Here is a 14208-nt window from a genome sequence, read left to right on the forward strand (position 1 = left end):
CCGTCTTTCCCTGCGGTACCCGCCATGAGCAATCCCCAGCCCGCCCTGTCGTTCGAGGAGATCCGTGCGCTGGTGCGCAACCTGCCCGGCCCCGACCTCGGCGCCGGCACCGCCGCCGTGCAGCGCGAGCGCCAGCTCACCAAGCCGCCCGGCGCGCTGGGCCGGCTGGAGAGCCTGGCGGAATGGCTGTCGACCTGGCAGGGCCAGCACCCGCCGCAGCTCCAGCGTCCCCGGGTGGCGGTGTTCGCCGGCAACCACGGCGTGGCGGCGCGCGGCGTCTCCGCCTTCCCGGCGGAGGTGACGGCGCAGATGGTCGCCAACTTCCAGAACGGCGGCGCCGCGGTGAACCAGCTGGCGGAGATGGCCGACGCCGACCTGCGGGTCTACGAGCTCGACCTCGACAACCCGACCCGCGACTTCACGCAAGGGGCGGCGATGGACGAGGAGGAGTGCTGCCGCGCCATGGCCTACGGCATGATGGCGGTGGAGATGGGCATCCATCTGCTGGCGCTCGGCGAGATGGGCATCGGCAACTCCACCGCCGCCGCCGCCATCGCCGCCGCCCTGTTCGGCGGCGAGGCGCGCGACTGGGTGGGGCGCGGCACCGGCGTCGACGACGCCGGGCTGGAGCGCAAGGTGGCGGCGGTGGAGGCCGGGCTGGCCGCCAACCCCGAGGCCCGGGAGGACCCCTTCGAGGCGCTGCGCCGGCTCGGCGGCTACGAGCTGGCGGCGATCGCCGGCGCCATCCTGGCGGCGCGCATGGCCCGGGTGCCGGTGGTGCTGGACGGCTTCGCCTGCACCGCCGCCGCCGCCGTGCTCCACAAGGCCGACCGCCGGGCCCTCGACCACTGCGTCGTCGCCCACCGCTCGGTCGAGCCGGGCCACGCCCGACTCCTCGGAATCCTCGGCAAGGAGCCGCTGCTCGACCTCGGCATGCGTCTCGGCGAGGGTTCCGGCGCCGCCCTGGCGATCCCCCTCCTGCGCGCCGCCGCCGTCTGCCACGCCGGCATGGCGACCTTCGCCGAGGCCGGGGTCAGCGGGAAGACCGCGGGCTGAGCACCGGTCACCGCTCGCCGTCCGGCTCCGCCGCCGCGGTCCGGGCGGCCCGCGGACGGTCGGCGGGGCGGCAACTGTACTCGTAGCTCAGCTCCCGGAACGGGAAGCGGGCGCCGACCATGCCGGCGACGATGGCCGCCTGCTGGGCGCAGCGCGCCTCGGTCGGGTAGATGATGGGGACGGTGACGTACTCGCAGGCCCGCAGCGCCACGCAACCGACGACGAACAGCTCGAACATGCCCCCGACCTCCCTGACCGGACAGACCGCGTGCCATCGAAACGTCATCGAATCGTAACGTTGATAGTTTGCGCCGGGCAAGGGGTCTTCGGGGGCGACCCGCTCGGAGAGGTCAGAGCAGCCCGTCGGCGTAGTCGGTGATCAGGGCCGACAGGAAGAGGTCGAGCAGCACCAGCGCCGCCGCGGTGGCGCCGGCGATGTCGAGGGCGGTGCGCATGACGAACCACTGGTAGGTCAGCATCGCCATCATCACGCCGAACACCAGCCCCTCGGCGATCCCGGGGGGCAGCAGGGCGCTCTCGGCCAGCAGGACGGCCGGGAGATAGACGCTCATCTGCACGACGGACGACCAGTTGTAGGCGCAGACGAAGCCGGGATAGCGGTCGGCGCGGTCGAGCATGGCCGAGACGGAGATCATCGCCACGGGAAAGGCGGTCCAGCTGATCACGTAGGCGACGGCCTCGACGGCGACGAACTGCAGGGTCGGGGCCGTCTGCATCTCCTCCCACAGGCGCAGGACCAGCAGCACGGCGTAGGCCGGCAGCACCAGCAGGGCTGCGTAGAAGGACTTCGCCGCGCCCTCGGGGGAGCGGTCGAAGCACTCGTGTCCGGTGGCGTCGAACCGGGCCAGCCGGAAGGCGCCGACCACCGAATAGGCGATGTCCCGTACGGTCAGGGTCGTCATGCGGGCAGCGTCCTGGGCGGGGCCGGGGGCGGGGTCACGGGGCGGGCAGCCGGGCGAAGGCGTCCCGGACGATCGCCCCATAGATGTCGGTCAGCGCCGCGAGATCGTCGAGGGCGACGTGCTCGTCCACCTTGTGCATGGTCTGGCCGACCAGGCCGAACTCCACGACCGGGCAATGGTCCTTGATGAAGCGGGCGTCGGAGGTGCCGCCGGTCGTCGAGTACTCCGGCCGGCGGCCGGTCACCGCCGCCACCGCGTCGGCCACCAGCTCGGTGAGCGGCCCCGGCGGGGTGAGGAACGACTCGCCGCTGCAGTGGCAGTCGAGGTCGTAGGAGCCGCCGACCGCGTCGAAATGGGCGCGCAGCCAGGCTTCGAGCCCGGCCGGGTTCTGCATGTCGTTGAAGCGGATGTTGAAGGTCGCCTTGCCCTGGCGCGGGATGACGTTGTTGGCGGGGTTGCCGACGTCGATGGTGGTCAGCGCCAGGGACGAGGGCTGGAAATGGGCGTTGCCGGCGTCCAGCGGCTCGCGGGCGATGGCGTCCAGCATGCGGACCAGGCGCGGCAGCGGGTTGTCGGCGAGGTGCGGGTAGGCCACGTGCCCCTGCACCCCGTGCACCGTCAGCCGGCCGGTGAAGCTGCCGCGCCGGCCGATCTTCATCATGTCGCCGAGGCGCCGCGGGTTGGTGGGCTCGCCCACCAGGCAGGCGTCGATGCGCTCGCCGCGCGCGTGCAGCCAGTCCAGCACCTTGCGGGTGCCGTTGACGGCCATGCCCTCCTCGTCGCCGGTGATCAGCAGGCTGATCGAGCCGGCCGGCGGGCCGGAGTGCGACAGCGACCGCGCCACCGCGGCGACGAAGCAGGCGACCGCGCCCTTCATGTCGACGGCGCCGCGGCCGTACAGGTTCCCGGCGTGGATCTCCGCGCCGAAGGGGTCGACCGACCAGCCCGCCGGGTCGCCCGGCGGCACCACGTCGGTGTGGCCGGCGAAGCAGAAGTTGGGGCCGTGCCCGCCCAGCCGGGCGTAGAGGTTGTCCACCGCCGCCTCGCCCGGCTCCTCGAAGCGCAGGCGGTGGCAGGCGAAGCCCAGCCGCTCCAGCGCCTGCGCCAGGACGTCCAGCGCGCCGGCGTCGGCCGGCGTGACGCTGGGGCAGCGGATGAGGGCGCTGGCGAGCGCGACGGGGTCGTCGAGCCGGGCGGGCGGGACGGTCGGGGGCATCAGTCGCGCAGCAGTTCGTTGATGGAGGTCTTGGCCCGGGTCTGCTCGTCGACCCGCTTGACGATGACGGCGCAGTAGAGGCTGGGCCCCGGCGTGCCGTCGGGCAGCGGCTTGCCGGGCAGGCTGCCGGGCACCACCACCGAATAGGCCGGCACCCGGCCGACGAACACCTCGCCGGTGGCGCGGTCGATGATCTTGGTCGAGGCGCTGATGAAGACGCCCATGGACAGCACCGAGCCGCGCTCGACGATGACCCCCTCGACCACCTCGGAGCGGGCGCCGATGAAGCAGTCGTCCTCGATGATCACCGGGTTGGCCTGCAGCGGCTCCAGCACGCCGCCGATGCCGACCCCGCCGGAGAGGTGGACGTTGCGGCCGATCTGCGCGCACGAGCCGACCGTCACCCAGGTGTCGACCATGGTGCCGGAGTCGACGTAGGCGCCGAGGTTCACGAAGGAGGGCATCAGCACCACGCCGGGCGCCACGTAGGCGGAGCGGCGCACGACGCTGCCCGGCACGGCGCGGAAGCCGGCCTCGCGGAACCGGTGCTCGCCCCAGCCGGCGAACTTGGAGGGCACCTTGTCGAACCAGGTCGCCCCGCCGGGGCCGCCCTCGACCACCGCCATGTCGTTGAGGCGGAACGACAGCAGCACCGCCTTCTTCAGCCACTGGTTGACCCGCCAGCCGCCGTCGGCCGGCTCGGCGACGCGCAGGGTGCCGGCGTCGAGGCCGGCCAGCGCCTGCTCCACCGCGTCCCGCACGGTGCCGGTGGTGGACGGGCTGAGGGTTTCGCGGGTCTCCCACGCGGTGTCGATGGCGGACTGGAGCTGGGCGTCGGTCATGGCGAACCCCTGGCGGCTGGAGGCGAAAAAGCGGCGAAACATGGGCCGGGGGAGCGCGCGTTGTCAACCGGCCAGCGGCGCGGCTGCGGCCTACTACCATACGAGTTGTCGCCGAGTCGCCGGATGGTCGCGGCAAAGAAAGCGACTGAAAACCACTTGCTGCGGCGCAGCATTACTTTCGGGCCGGGTCCGTCGAAAAGAGCATACTCCCGTATCGCTGCCGAATTCGCCGCCGCCGCTTTCCGGCTTCTTCTGAAAATCAGCGGCGGCCATGGCGATTCCGCTTGCATCGCATGCCGATTATCTGGACTATTGCCGTCGACAGTGACGCTTGCGTCGTCAAGGCCCGAGTTGGGGAGGAACGTCACCAAATCGAGCGCCCTCAAGGGTGCCGACCTATTGGGCAACCTGACCGGTTTCCCGGAGATGCCCGGAAGATGGCGAGAAGGTCGAGACCTTCTCGCCATTTTTTGCGTCTACCGCCCTGGATTCCGCCGGCGCAACCGGTTGCGGCGCGGAGGCGGCGATCATCGGGGCAGAGGAGCTGACGTGAAGCGGTCGATCGCCTTGGTTGCTCTGGTGGTGCCCGACTACGACGCGGCGATCGCATATTTCGTTGGCACGCTCGGCTTTTCGCTGCTGGAGGACACGCCAATCACCCGCGACAAGCGCTGGGTGCGGGTGGCCCCACCCGGCGCCACGGAAACGGCGCTGCTGCTGGCCAAGGCGGCAACGCCCGAGCAGCACGCCGCCATTGGCGCACAGGCCGGCGGACGCGTCTTCCTGTTCCTGCGGACCGACGACTTCGGCCGCGACTTCGAACGGCTGTCCGCGGCCGGAGTGGAGTTCCTCGAATCCCCGCGTGTGGAACCCTATGGGAGAGTGGCGGTGTTCCGCGACGCTTTCGGCAACCGGTGGGACCTGATCGAGGAACGCGCAGCCCGGTGATCGGTGCCTATCCGGCCACCCGCTCCAGCCAATCCACGAGATCCTCGACCTCGTGGTCGATGTGGTCGCCGGTTCCGACGCCGCCGCGGTCCGGCCGCGCCCAGTCCGCCTCGGTCTTCACCCACACCGTGGTCATGCCCATGGCGTGGGCCGGCGCCAGGTTGCGGGCGATGTCCTCGACCATGCAGGCGCGCGCCGGGTCGATGCCGTGGCGCGCCACAAGGTCGCGGTAGGGGCGGGGGTCGGGCTTCGGCACGTAGCCGGCCTCGACGATGTCGAACACGGCGTCGAAATGGCGGCTGATGCCGAGGCGTTCGGTGACGTTGGCGGCGTGCCGGACCGAGCCGTTGGTGTAGACGATCTTGCGCCCCTTCAGCCGGTCGAGCGCGCGGTCGAGCCGCGGGCTGGGCGGCACCGGCGTGATGTCGATGGCGTGGACGTAGTCGAGGAAGGGCACGGGGTCGACGTCGTGCTCAACCATGAGTCCGCGCAACGTCGTTCCGTGTTCGCGGAAGAATCGCTTCTGCATCGTCCGCGCCTCCTCAAAGGGAATCCCGAAGCGCTCGGCGATGAATGTGCCGATGCGCCGGTCGACCTGCGCGAACAGGTTACAGGAGGCCGGGTAAAGAGTATTGTCGAGGTCGAAGATCCACACCTCGACGTCGGGAAGGGCGACGGTCATGCCGAGACAATGGGGGAGCGCGTCCGGTCGGGCAAGGCCGATTCGCGGTTCCGCGCCCGTCGCGTCGGTCGCCGGCCGCCCGGCCGCGCCCGACCGGGTCAGCCTTTGATGGGTGTTCCGCCGATCATGCAGCCGCCGTACGCGTCCGTGGATACCGAACCGCCCCCGCGCCCCGCCGCCGGCGCGGACCCGCGCGCCGTTCTCGCCGCCTTCCCCGGCCCGGCGCTCTGGCTGGGCGCCGACCGCGCGCTGGCCGCCGCCAACGCCGCCGCCGAGCGGCTGCTGGACGAGGATCCCCACTGGCTGGACGAGGTGCGGTCGTGGCTGGGCGGGGCCAGCGTCGCCCCGGGCCTGCGGTCGACGCCGGTCGAGGCGGCGCGCGGCGTCATGATCGTCGAGTGGGCGGCCTCGCCGCTGCCCGACGGGACCACCCTGCTGTTCGGCCGCGACGCCACCCTGGAGCGCCAGCTCCGCCAGACCCTCTCCGAGTCGCGGCGGCGCTACAAGGACCTGGTCGAGGTGTCCAGCGACTTCGCCTGGGAGACCGGCGCCGACGGGCGGTTCGTCTTCGTCACGCCGAAGGGCGCGCTCGGCTACGAGGCCGAGGCGCTGATCGGCCGCGACCCGCGGGAGCTGGCGGTGGAGGAGTGGGGCGACCTGCCGCTGCCCTTCGACACCCGCCGGCCGGTCGACCAGAGCGAGCTGTGGCTGAAGCGCGCCGACGGCGCCGCCGCCTGCGTCGTCGCCTCGGCGCTGCCGCTGTACGGCGCGGACGGGCAGTGGGGCGGGGCGCGCGGCGTGTGCCGCGACGTCACGGAGCAGGTGGTGCGTGCCGCCGAGCTGGCCCGCGTGCGCAACCGCGAGAAGATGCTGGGCCACCTCGTCCACACCCTGCGCAACCGCCTCGACGCCGCCGAGGCGCTGGGGGTGGCGGCGACCGAGACGGCGCGGGCGCTCGGCGCCGACGGCTGCCGCATCCTGCGGGTCGGCGAGGCCGGCGCGCCGCTGCCGGTCACCGACTTCGCCGGCGAGATCCCGGCCGAGCTGGAGCACGCCGCCCTCGGCGAGACCCTGGCGCGGGTGATGGCGGCGCCCGAGCCGGTGGTGGCGACGCTCGGCGGCAACCGGCTGCTGGCCTGCCGCACCGAACACCAGCGCGCGGTCAACGGCGCCGTCCTGGTGTGGCGCGGCGACGACGCCGACCCCTGGGACGACGAGGACGCCCAGCTCATCGCCGGCGTCGCCGACCACATCGGCATCGTCCACGCCCACCTCGCCTACCAGGAGCGGCTGCACCGCCTGTCGGAGCGGGACGGGCTGACCGGCCTGTTCAACCGCCGCACCTTCTTCGAGCGGCTGGAGGAGCAGCTCGGCCGCCCCGACACGGGGCCGTCGAGCCTGCTCTACGTCGACCTCGACAACTTCAAGGCGGTCAACGACCTGCACGGCCACCAGCAGGGCGACCAGGTGCTCAAGGCGATCGGCACCCTGCTGACCACCGGCGTGCGCCCGGGCGACCTGCCGGGGCGGCTCGGCGGCGACGAGTTCGTGCTGTGGCTCGGCCGCACCGACGCCGACCGCGCCCGCGCCGTGGCCGACCGCCTGCTGGCCGGCGTCGCCGAGCTGCGCCACCTCTCGGCCGGCCCGGACAAGCCGCTGGGCCTGTCCATCGGCATCGCCGTCCACTGGCCCGGCCGCGGCGAGACCGTGCAGGAGCTGACCGCCCGGGCCGACGCCGCCATGTACGCCGCCAAGGCCCGCGGCAAGGGTTCCTACACCGTCGCGGCCGATCACGCCGCCGTGCCGGAGACCGCCCCGTGACACCGCGCTCCCCCACCCTGGACCCCAGCGACTACGAAGCCGCCAAGGAGATGGTGCGCAGCACCGACCCCGAGGTGCGCCGCCGCGTCGCCGAGCATCCCGAGGCCCGCCCGGAGCTGCTCTACTTCCTCGCCGCCGACACGGCGGCCGAGGTGCGCCGGGCGCTGGCCACCAACGCCGGCACGCCGCGCCAGGCCGACCTGCTGCTGGCCAAGGACCGCGAGGAATCGGTCCGCGGCGCGCTGGCGGGCAAGATCGCCCGGCTGGTGCCCGACCTGCCGGCCAGCCAGCTCTCGCAGATCGGGCGCATGACCATGGAGTGCCTGGAGACGCTCGCGCGCGACCAGGCCTCGGCGGTCCGCGGCATCCTCGCCGAGGCCCTGAAGGACCTGCCCAACGCGCCGCACGCGGTGATCAACGCGCTGGCCCGCGACGTCGAGCTCCAGGTCTGCGGGCCGGTGCTGCGGCACTCGCCGATCCTCACCGAGGAGGACCTGCTCGACATCATCCTGTCGGGGCCGGTGGCCGGCGCTCTGTCGGCGATCGCCGGCCGGGGCGAGGTGTCGGCGTCGGTGGCCGACGCCATCGCCCGCTCCGACGACGAGGCGGCGGTGGCGGCGCTGCTCGCCAACCCCTCGGCGCAGATCCGCGAGGAGACGCTCGACCGCATCGTCGACGAGGCGCCCCGGCACGAGCCCTGGCACGCCCCGCTGGTCCGCCGCCCGCGGCTGCCGGCCCGCGTCGTGGTGCGGCTGGCCAGCTTCGTCGCCGACAACCTGCTGAAGGCGCTGCAGGAGCGCACCGACCTCGACCCGGCGGCGGCGCAGAAGCTGGCCGACGCGGTGCGCGAGCGGGTGGGCAAGGGGATGGCCGGCGGCAACCACGCCGGCGGGCCCGTCGACCTCTGGGCCGGCGAGGACAAGGGCGAGACGCCGGAGCGCCCCGGCGAGCGCGCCGCCCGCCTCCACAAGGAGGGCAAGCTGACGGAGAAGCTGCTGGAGGGGGCGATGCTGGAAGGCGACCGCGCCTTCGTCCTGGCGGCGCTGGGCGAACTCGCCGGCGTCCCCGCCGCCACCGTCGACCGCATCGTCGCCACCCACGCGCCGCGGGCGGTGACGGCGCTGGTCTGGCGGACCGGCCTGTCCATGCGCTTCGCCCGCCAGGTGCAGCTGCGGCTGGCGCAGATTTCGCCCAAGGCGGCACTGAACGCCCGCGACGGTGTTCACTACCCGTTGTCCGAAGACGACATGCACTGGCAGCTGGAGTTCTTCGGCGTCGAATCCCCGGCGAAATGAGCCGCCACGCGGAACGGTCAGCGATGCGCCTTCTTTCCCTGCTTCTCGTCCTCGTCGTCCTCGCCTTCCCGGCGGCGGCCGCCGCCCCGGCCCCCGAACCGTCGCCCGAGGAGCGGGCGGTCGCCGCCGTCTTCGACAAGGCGCGCGCCGCGCTGGCCGAGGGGCGCGGTGCGGCGGTGCTGCCGCTGCTGTCGCGCGACAGCGCGGCGGCGCTGGAGGACGTGCGCCGCGCCGCGCGCGCCGGCGACCGCGCCAGCCTGGCCAAGCTGGGCCCGGCGGAGAAGTTCGCCGCACTCGGCCTGCGCCGCTATCTCAGCCCGGCCGAGCTGCGGCGGATGAAGGCGGCGGACATCGCCGACCACGCGCTGGCCAAGGGCTGGCTCGGCCCCAACGTCATCGCCCAGAGCGCGCTGGGTCCCGTCCGGGTGCGCGGCGACCGCGCCTCGGCGCTGCTGCTGGTGAAGAACAAGCCTTCCCCGGTGCCCGCCGACTTCGTGCGCGAGGGCGGGCAGTGGCGCATCGACCTCACCGGTGTGCTGAAGTTCGGCGGCGCCATGCTGCAGAGCCTGGCGGCGCTGGCCGGCAAGACCGACGAGGTGTTCATCACCGACCTGCTGGACAAGCTGGCCGCCCGCCGGACGCCGACGGCGGTGCGCTGAGGGGGTGCGCTGAGGGGGTGCGGCGGGGGCGTCGCGGCGGACCCCCCTCCTAGTCTCCCCCCACTTCGCGGGGGGAGGAATGAGCCCTCCCCCGCGAAAGTGGGGGAGGGTTGGGTGGGGGACCGCCGCAACCACTCCGCCGCGACGCCCCCGCCGCGACCACCCCGCCGCGTCACTCCGCCGCCGCCCGCTTGGCGCGGTGGTAGCGGCCGGTGCCGCGCTGGAACACCGTGTCGTCCGGCAGCACCGTGCCGGGGTCGAGCACCGGCTGGCGCTTCAGCCGGTCGTAGACGGGCCGCAGGTCCTGCTTCAGGGCGGCGAACAGCGCGTCGTAGTCGTCGATGACGAAGTAGGTCTCCTGGTAGTCGTCGATGCGGTAGAGGGTGCGCATCACCCGGTCGAGGTCGAAGCCGATGCGGTGCGGCGAGGCGTCCTCGAGGCTCCAGATCGACTCGCCCTTGGACGAGACGATGCCGGCGCCGTAGATGCGCAGGCTGCCGCCGCTGCGGATCAGCCCGAACTCCACCGTGTACCAGTAGAGCCGGCCGAGGAAGTCGAGGCAGCCCAGCCGCGTCGCCTCCTGTCCGGCGCGGCCGTAGGCGTGCATGAAGTCGGCGAAGACCGGGTTCATCAGCAGCGGCACGTGGCCGAAGGTGTCGTGGAAGAGGTCCGGCTCCTCCAGATAGTCCATCTGCTCCGGCCGGCGGATCCAGACGGTGACCGGGAAGCGGCGGTTGGCGAGGTGCTCGAAGAAGATGTCGCCGGGCACCAGCCCGGGCACGGCGACGATCCGCCAGCCGGTCGCCGGCTCCAGCAGGGCGGTGAGCCGGCCGAAGTCGGGGATGCGGTCCGCCGCCATGGCGAGGTCCCGCATGGCGTCGAGGAACTCCGGCGCGGCGCGCCCCTTCAGGATCTCCTCCTGGCGGCGGAACAGGGTGCGCCACGTGGCGTGGTCCTGTTCGGTGTAGGACTCCCAGTCCTGGTCGATGGTGTAGTCGGGACGGGTCCCCGGCGGTGCCTGAGCGACCATGGTTCGTCTCCTCCTTTTCCATAACTATGGGGTGGACGGAGACGGCAGCAACCGGTCGCGGGTGGCGGGGGAGGACGCCCCGGCGGGGTGCCTATTTCGTGCCGAACATGCGGTCGCCGGCGTCGCCGAGGCCGGGGACGATGTAGTCGTGGTCGTCGAGGTGGCTGTCCAGGGAGGCCGTGAAGACCTTGATGCGGGGGTGGGCCGCGGCGAACACCCGCATGCCCTCGGGCACGGCGACCAGGGCGAGGAAGCGGATGTTGTCGTCGTCGACGCCGTGGCGGTTCAGCACGTCGCAGGCGTGCACCGCCGAGTTGCCGGTGGCCAGCATCGGGTCGACGACGATGAACAGGCGCCCCTCCGCCTCCGGCAGCTTGACCAGATACTCCACCGGCATGTGGGTCTGCGGGTCGCGGTAGAGGCCGATGTGCCCCTCGCGCGCCGACGGCACCAGCTCGTGCAGGCCCTGGGCCATGCCGAGGCCGGCCCGCAGCACCGGCACGATGGCGAGCTTCTTGCCGGCCAGCATCGGCGCGTCCATCGCCTCCAGCGGGGTCTCGATGCGCTCGGTGGTCATCGGCAGGTCGCGGGTGATCTCGTAGCCCATGAGCAGCGAGATCTCGCGCAGCAGGTTGCGGAAGCCGCTGGTCGAGCGCTGCTTGTCCCGCATCAGGGTCAGCTTGTGCTGGATCAGCGGGTGGTCGAGGATGAAGAGGTTGGGAAAGTCGGGATGGGTGCGCATCAGATCCCCGTGTCGCGTCCGGTGCCTCGCCGATCCTAGCGTGCCCGGCCGGCCGGCGGTAGTCGGCGTTGCGGGGTCAGGCCGGGGAGGTCGCGGCGGCGCCGGCGTCCGGCATGTCGAGGCCGTAGCGCACCACCCGGTTCCGCCCGCTGTTCTTGGCGTGGTAGAGCGCCCGGTCCGCCCGCACCACGAGGTCGTCGACGGCGGTGTCGGGACCGGACTCGACCAGGCCGAACGAGGCGGTGATCCGGAGGACGCGGCCGTCGGGCAGGACGATCGGCGTCGCCATGAGGTCGGCGCGCAGGCGTTCGACGACCTGCCAGCCGTCCTCCAGCACGGTCTCCTTCAGGCACACCAGGAACTCCTCGCCGCCCATGCGGAAGGCCTCGTCGAAGCTGCGGATGCTGCGGCTGACGACGGCGGCCATGGCGGCGAGCACGCGGTCGCCGACGTCGTGCCCGTAGGTGTCGTTGACCGACTTGAAGCGGTCGATGTCGCACAGGGCGAGGCAGAAGGGCTGGCCGGTGCGACGGAAGCGGTTCATCTCGCGCTCCAGCGCCTCCTGCATGCCGCGGCGCGAGCGCAGGCCGGTCAGCGGGTCGAGGCCCGAGGCGGCGGCGCCGAAGGCCCGTTCCATGCGGCGCAGCAGCTTGGCGAACTCCTCGAAGCGGCCGATCACGGATTCGTATTCGGCCTCGCTGGGCGGTTCGCCGTTGGCGGCCTTCAGCAGCACCAGCCGGGCCTGGCGGTGCATCTGCTCGTGCACGGTGACGAGCTTCTCGATCGCCGGCTGGTGGGTGAGGTCCTCCTTGCGCACGGCGGCGCACCAGCGGGCGAAGGCGGCCGGGGCCGCGGCGTGGTCGCCGCCGCGGCCGCGGCGGTAGAAGGCGGCGCGGTGCCACTGCCCGACCCAGCGCAGGTGCTCGTCGAGCACCAGGCCGAGCCCTTCGACGCAGGACTGGGGGCTGTCGGACTCGCTCATGGGCCTCCATGGGGCGTGCGGGCGGCGGCGTGGCCGCATCCTATACCGGACCGCGCGGCACCGCCATGCGGCCGGGCGGGTTCAGCCGAAGGGGCACCCGTGGCCGTCCGGGGGCCGCCCGACGGTCACCGGCGGGGTGCCCCCGTCAGCCACCGTCCCGTTCCGCGCCGCAGAGATGGAGCAGGGCGATGCCGATCAGGGTGAAGAAGATCGCCGCGCTGCCCTGGCCGTTCCAGGTCGACGACTGCCACATGGCGAACCATTCGCCGCCCACCGCGACGAAGCCGACGGCATAGAGCAGGAAGCCGGCGGTCAGGCCGGCGATGCCGACGCGCTTCTCGCGCTCGACGATGGACGCCTCCAGCCGCCGCACCCGCCACAGCCGCGCCACTCCCCACCAGCACAGGACCGCCGTCAGGATCTGCCAGGCGATGATGAGGAGGTAGGCGGCGTGGTGCAGCGCCGGCGCGTCGATCGCCCGCCACATCAGGTTGGGGCTGCGGAAGGTGGTGTCCATCATCAGGACGTGCTGCACGAAGGCGAAGTTGGAGCCGTAGTCGGTGACGTTGCCGAGCGCCACCAGGGTGAAGAACAGGGCCACCCCCGCCAGCAGGGCGAGGCGCGACAGCCGCGCGCTCACAGCGACCGTGCCCGGTCGAGGAAGGCGCGCACCCGGGCGGGGTCCTTGTGGCCCGGCCGGTCCTCGACGCCGGAGGAGACGTCGACCGCCGTCGCCCCGGTCTCGCGCACCGCCGCGGCGAGGTTGTCGCCGGTGAGGCCGCCCGACAGCATCCAGGGCCTGGGCCAGGTGCGCCCGTGCAGCAGGGTCCAGTCGAAGGCGATGCCGTTGCCGCCGGGCAGGGCGGCCACCCGGGCCGGCGGCTTGGCATCGAACAGCAGCCAGTCCGCCGCCGCGGCGTAGCCCATGGCGCGCTCCAGGTCCTCCGGGGCGCCCACCTTGATCGCCTTCATCACCGGGATGCGGAAGGCCGCCTTCACCGCCGCCACGCGGTCCGGCGTCTCGCCGCCGTGCAGCTGCAGCAGGTCAAAGGGCACCTGGCCCACGACGTGCTCCAGGAACTCGTCGTCGGCGTCGACGAACAGGCCCACCGTGCGCACCCCGGTCGGCACCAGCCGCGCCAGCTCCGCCGCCATCGCCGGGGCGATCGAGCGCGGCGAGGGGGCGTAGAAGACGAAGCCGATCCAGCGGGCACCCCCCTCCACGGCGGCGCGCAGGGCGTCCGGCTCGGTGATGCCGCAGATCTTGGCCTGGACGCTCATGGCGCGCCCTCCGCGATCTCGGCGGCGATGCGCCGCGCCGCTTGCGCCGGGTCGGGCTGGCCGGTGATCGGCCGGCCGATCACCAGATGGTCGGCGCCGGCGGCCAGCGCCTCGGCCGGCGTCATGACCCGCTTCTGGTCGCCCGCCTCCGCCCAGGCCGGGCGGATGCCGGGCACCATCAGCACGAAGCCGGGGCCGCAGGCGCGGCGCAGCGCCGCCACCTCGCCCGGCGCGCAGATCACGCCGTCGAGGCCGCACTCCCGGGCCAGCCGGGCCAGCCGCTCCACCTGGGCGCCGGCCGGGGCGGCCTGGCCGACCGCCGCGAGGTCGCCGTCGTCGAGGCTGGTCAGCACCGTGACCCCGAGCAGCTTCGGACGCGCCGGGCCGGCCGCGGCGGCGGCCTCGACGGCGGCGCGCAGCATGGCCGGGCCGCCGGAGGCGTGGACGGTGAGGAAGGTCGGCGCCAGGGGCAGCACGGCCCGCACCGCGCCGGCCACCGTGTTGGGGATGTCGTGCAGCTTGAGGTCGAGGAACAGGGGCGGCCCGCCGGCGCCGATCACCGCGTGCACGCCGTCCGGCCCGTTGGCCATGAAGAACTCGAGGCCCAGCTTGATGCCGCCGACCAGCCCGGCGACGGCGCCGGCGAGGCCGCGGGCGGCGGCGGGATCGGTGGTGTCGACGGCGCAGAAGATGGGCGAAGCCGCTGCGGTCATGCTGGTCCCTCGGGGTGC

General features: G+C 73.1%; 16 protein-coding genes. 5 read left to right on the forward strand and 11 right to left on the reverse strand.

Going from position 1 to position 14208, the window contains the following annotated elements; all coding sequences use genetic code 11:
* Positions 1-24 precede the first annotated feature (24 nt).
* Positions 25-1056 (forward strand): nicotinate-nucleotide--dimethylbenzimidazole phosphoribosyltransferase, encoded by a 1032-nt coding sequence (cobT, locus tag ACSBPG_RS10760; RefSeq protein WP_435537157.1) that lies wholly within the window; start codon positions 25-27, stop codon positions 1054-1056.
* A 7-nt stretch (positions 1057-1063) separates the two neighbouring features.
* Here the strand turns inward: cobT and ACSBPG_RS10765 are convergent, their stop codons facing one another.
* The 4 genes from ACSBPG_RS10765 to dapD all read right to left on the reverse strand — a co-directional run bounded on the left by ACSBPG_RS10765 (position 1064) and on the right by dapD (position 4037).
* Complete coding sequence (locus ACSBPG_RS10765) at positions 1064-1294, reverse strand: hypothetical protein (protein ID WP_435537158.1); 231 nt, start codon at positions 1292-1294, stop codon at positions 1064-1066.
* A gap of 112 nt (positions 1295-1406) precedes the next feature.
* A complete protein-coding gene (locus ACSBPG_RS10770) occupies positions 1407-1979 on the reverse strand; it encodes a hypothetical protein (RefSeq protein ID WP_435537159.1) in 573 nt (190 codons plus the stop codon).
* A 34-nt stretch (positions 1980-2013) separates the two neighbouring features.
* The gene (dapE, locus tag ACSBPG_RS10775; protein WP_435537160.1) at positions 2014-3195 is read right to left on the reverse strand and encodes a succinyl-diaminopimelate desuccinylase; all 1182 of its coding nucleotides are present in this window, start codon (positions 3193-3195) and stop codon (positions 2014-2016) included.
* Positions 3195-4037 (reverse strand): 2,3,4,5-tetrahydropyridine-2,6-dicarboxylate N-succinyltransferase, encoded by an 843-nt coding sequence (gene dapD / locus ACSBPG_RS10780; protein WP_435537161.1) that lies wholly within the window; start codon positions 4035-4037, stop codon positions 3195-3197. Before dapD ends, dapE begins: the two co-directional genes overlap by 1 nt.
* 123 nt (positions 4038-4160) lie before the next feature.
* On the opposite strand from dapD, the gene ACSBPG_RS10785 reads away from it, so the two are divergent.
* Positions 4161-4985 carry a VOC family protein gene (locus ACSBPG_RS10785; protein WP_435537162.1) on the forward strand — a complete coding sequence of 275 codons (825 nt, stop codon included), beginning with the start codon at positions 4161-4163 and terminating at the stop codon, positions 4983-4985.
* Between the two features lie 7 nt (positions 4986-4992).
* On the opposite strand, the gene ACSBPG_RS10790 is transcribed toward ACSBPG_RS10785, so the two are convergent.
* Complete coding sequence (locus ACSBPG_RS10790; RefSeq protein WP_435537163.1) at positions 4993-5667, reverse strand: pyrimidine 5'-nucleotidase; 675 nt, start codon at positions 5665-5667, stop codon at positions 4993-4995.
* Positions 5668-5793: 126 nt separating this feature from the next.
* On the opposite strand from ACSBPG_RS10790, the gene ACSBPG_RS10795 reads away from it, so the two are divergent.
* Genes ACSBPG_RS10795 through ACSBPG_RS10805 form a run of 3 tightly spaced genes read left to right on the forward strand, consistent with a single transcriptional unit; the run spans position 5794 to position 9442 of the window.
* Entirely contained in the window at positions 5794-7488 is a 1695-nt protein-coding gene (locus ACSBPG_RS10795; protein WP_435537164.1) for a sensor domain-containing diguanylate cyclase, read from the forward strand.
* Complete coding sequence (locus tag ACSBPG_RS10800; RefSeq protein ID WP_435537165.1) at positions 7485-8783, forward strand: DUF2336 domain-containing protein; 1299 nt, start codon at positions 7485-7487, stop codon at positions 8781-8783. Before ACSBPG_RS10795 ends, ACSBPG_RS10800 begins: the two co-directional genes overlap by 4 nt.
* Before the next feature lie 23 nt (positions 8784-8806).
* Positions 8807-9442, forward strand: a complete 636-nt coding sequence (locus ACSBPG_RS10805) for a hypothetical protein (RefSeq protein WP_435537166.1) — start codon at positions 8807-8809, stop codon at positions 9440-9442.
* Positions 9443-9614: 172 nt separating this feature from the next.
* Here the strand turns inward: ACSBPG_RS10805 and phhA are convergent, their stop codons facing one another.
* From phhA to pyrF, 6 genes are all read right to left on the reverse strand, one after another.
* Entirely contained in the window at positions 9615-10472 is an 858-nt protein-coding gene (phhA, locus tag ACSBPG_RS10810; RefSeq protein WP_435537167.1) for a phenylalanine 4-monooxygenase, read from the reverse strand.
* A 91-nt stretch (positions 10473-10563) separates the two neighbouring features.
* Positions 10564-11214, reverse strand: coding sequence for a uracil phosphoribosyltransferase (upp, locus tag ACSBPG_RS10815; RefSeq protein ID WP_435537168.1), 651 nt, complete (start codon positions 11212-11214; stop codon positions 10564-10566).
* Between the two features lie 76 nt (positions 11215-11290).
* Positions 11291-12196: a diguanylate cyclase gene (locus ACSBPG_RS10820; protein ID WP_435537169.1), complete on the reverse strand. Its 906-nt coding sequence runs from the start codon at positions 12194-12196 to the stop codon at positions 11291-11293.
* Positions 12197-12341: 145 nt separating this feature from the next.
* Positions 12342-12836, reverse strand: a complete 495-nt coding sequence (locus tag ACSBPG_RS10825) for a DUF2165 family protein (protein ID WP_435537170.1) — start codon at positions 12834-12836, stop codon at positions 12342-12344.
* Positions 12833-13477, reverse strand: coding sequence for a phosphoribosylanthranilate isomerase (locus tag ACSBPG_RS10830; protein WP_435537171.1), 645 nt, complete (start codon positions 13475-13477; stop codon positions 12833-12835). The genes ACSBPG_RS10825 and ACSBPG_RS10830 overlap by 4 nt, the downstream gene beginning before the upstream one ends.
* Complete coding sequence (gene pyrF, locus ACSBPG_RS10835) at positions 13474-14190, reverse strand: orotidine-5'-phosphate decarboxylase (RefSeq protein WP_435537172.1); 717 nt, start codon at positions 14188-14190, stop codon at positions 13474-13476. Before pyrF ends, ACSBPG_RS10830 begins: the two co-directional genes overlap by 4 nt.
* Between the last annotated feature and the right edge of the window lie 18 nt (positions 14191-14208).

It is taken from the genome of Azospirillum sp. ST 5-10 (genome assembly GCF_051225715.1).
Lineage (GTDB): Bacteria > Pseudomonadota > Alphaproteobacteria > Azospirillales > Azospirillaceae > Azospirillum.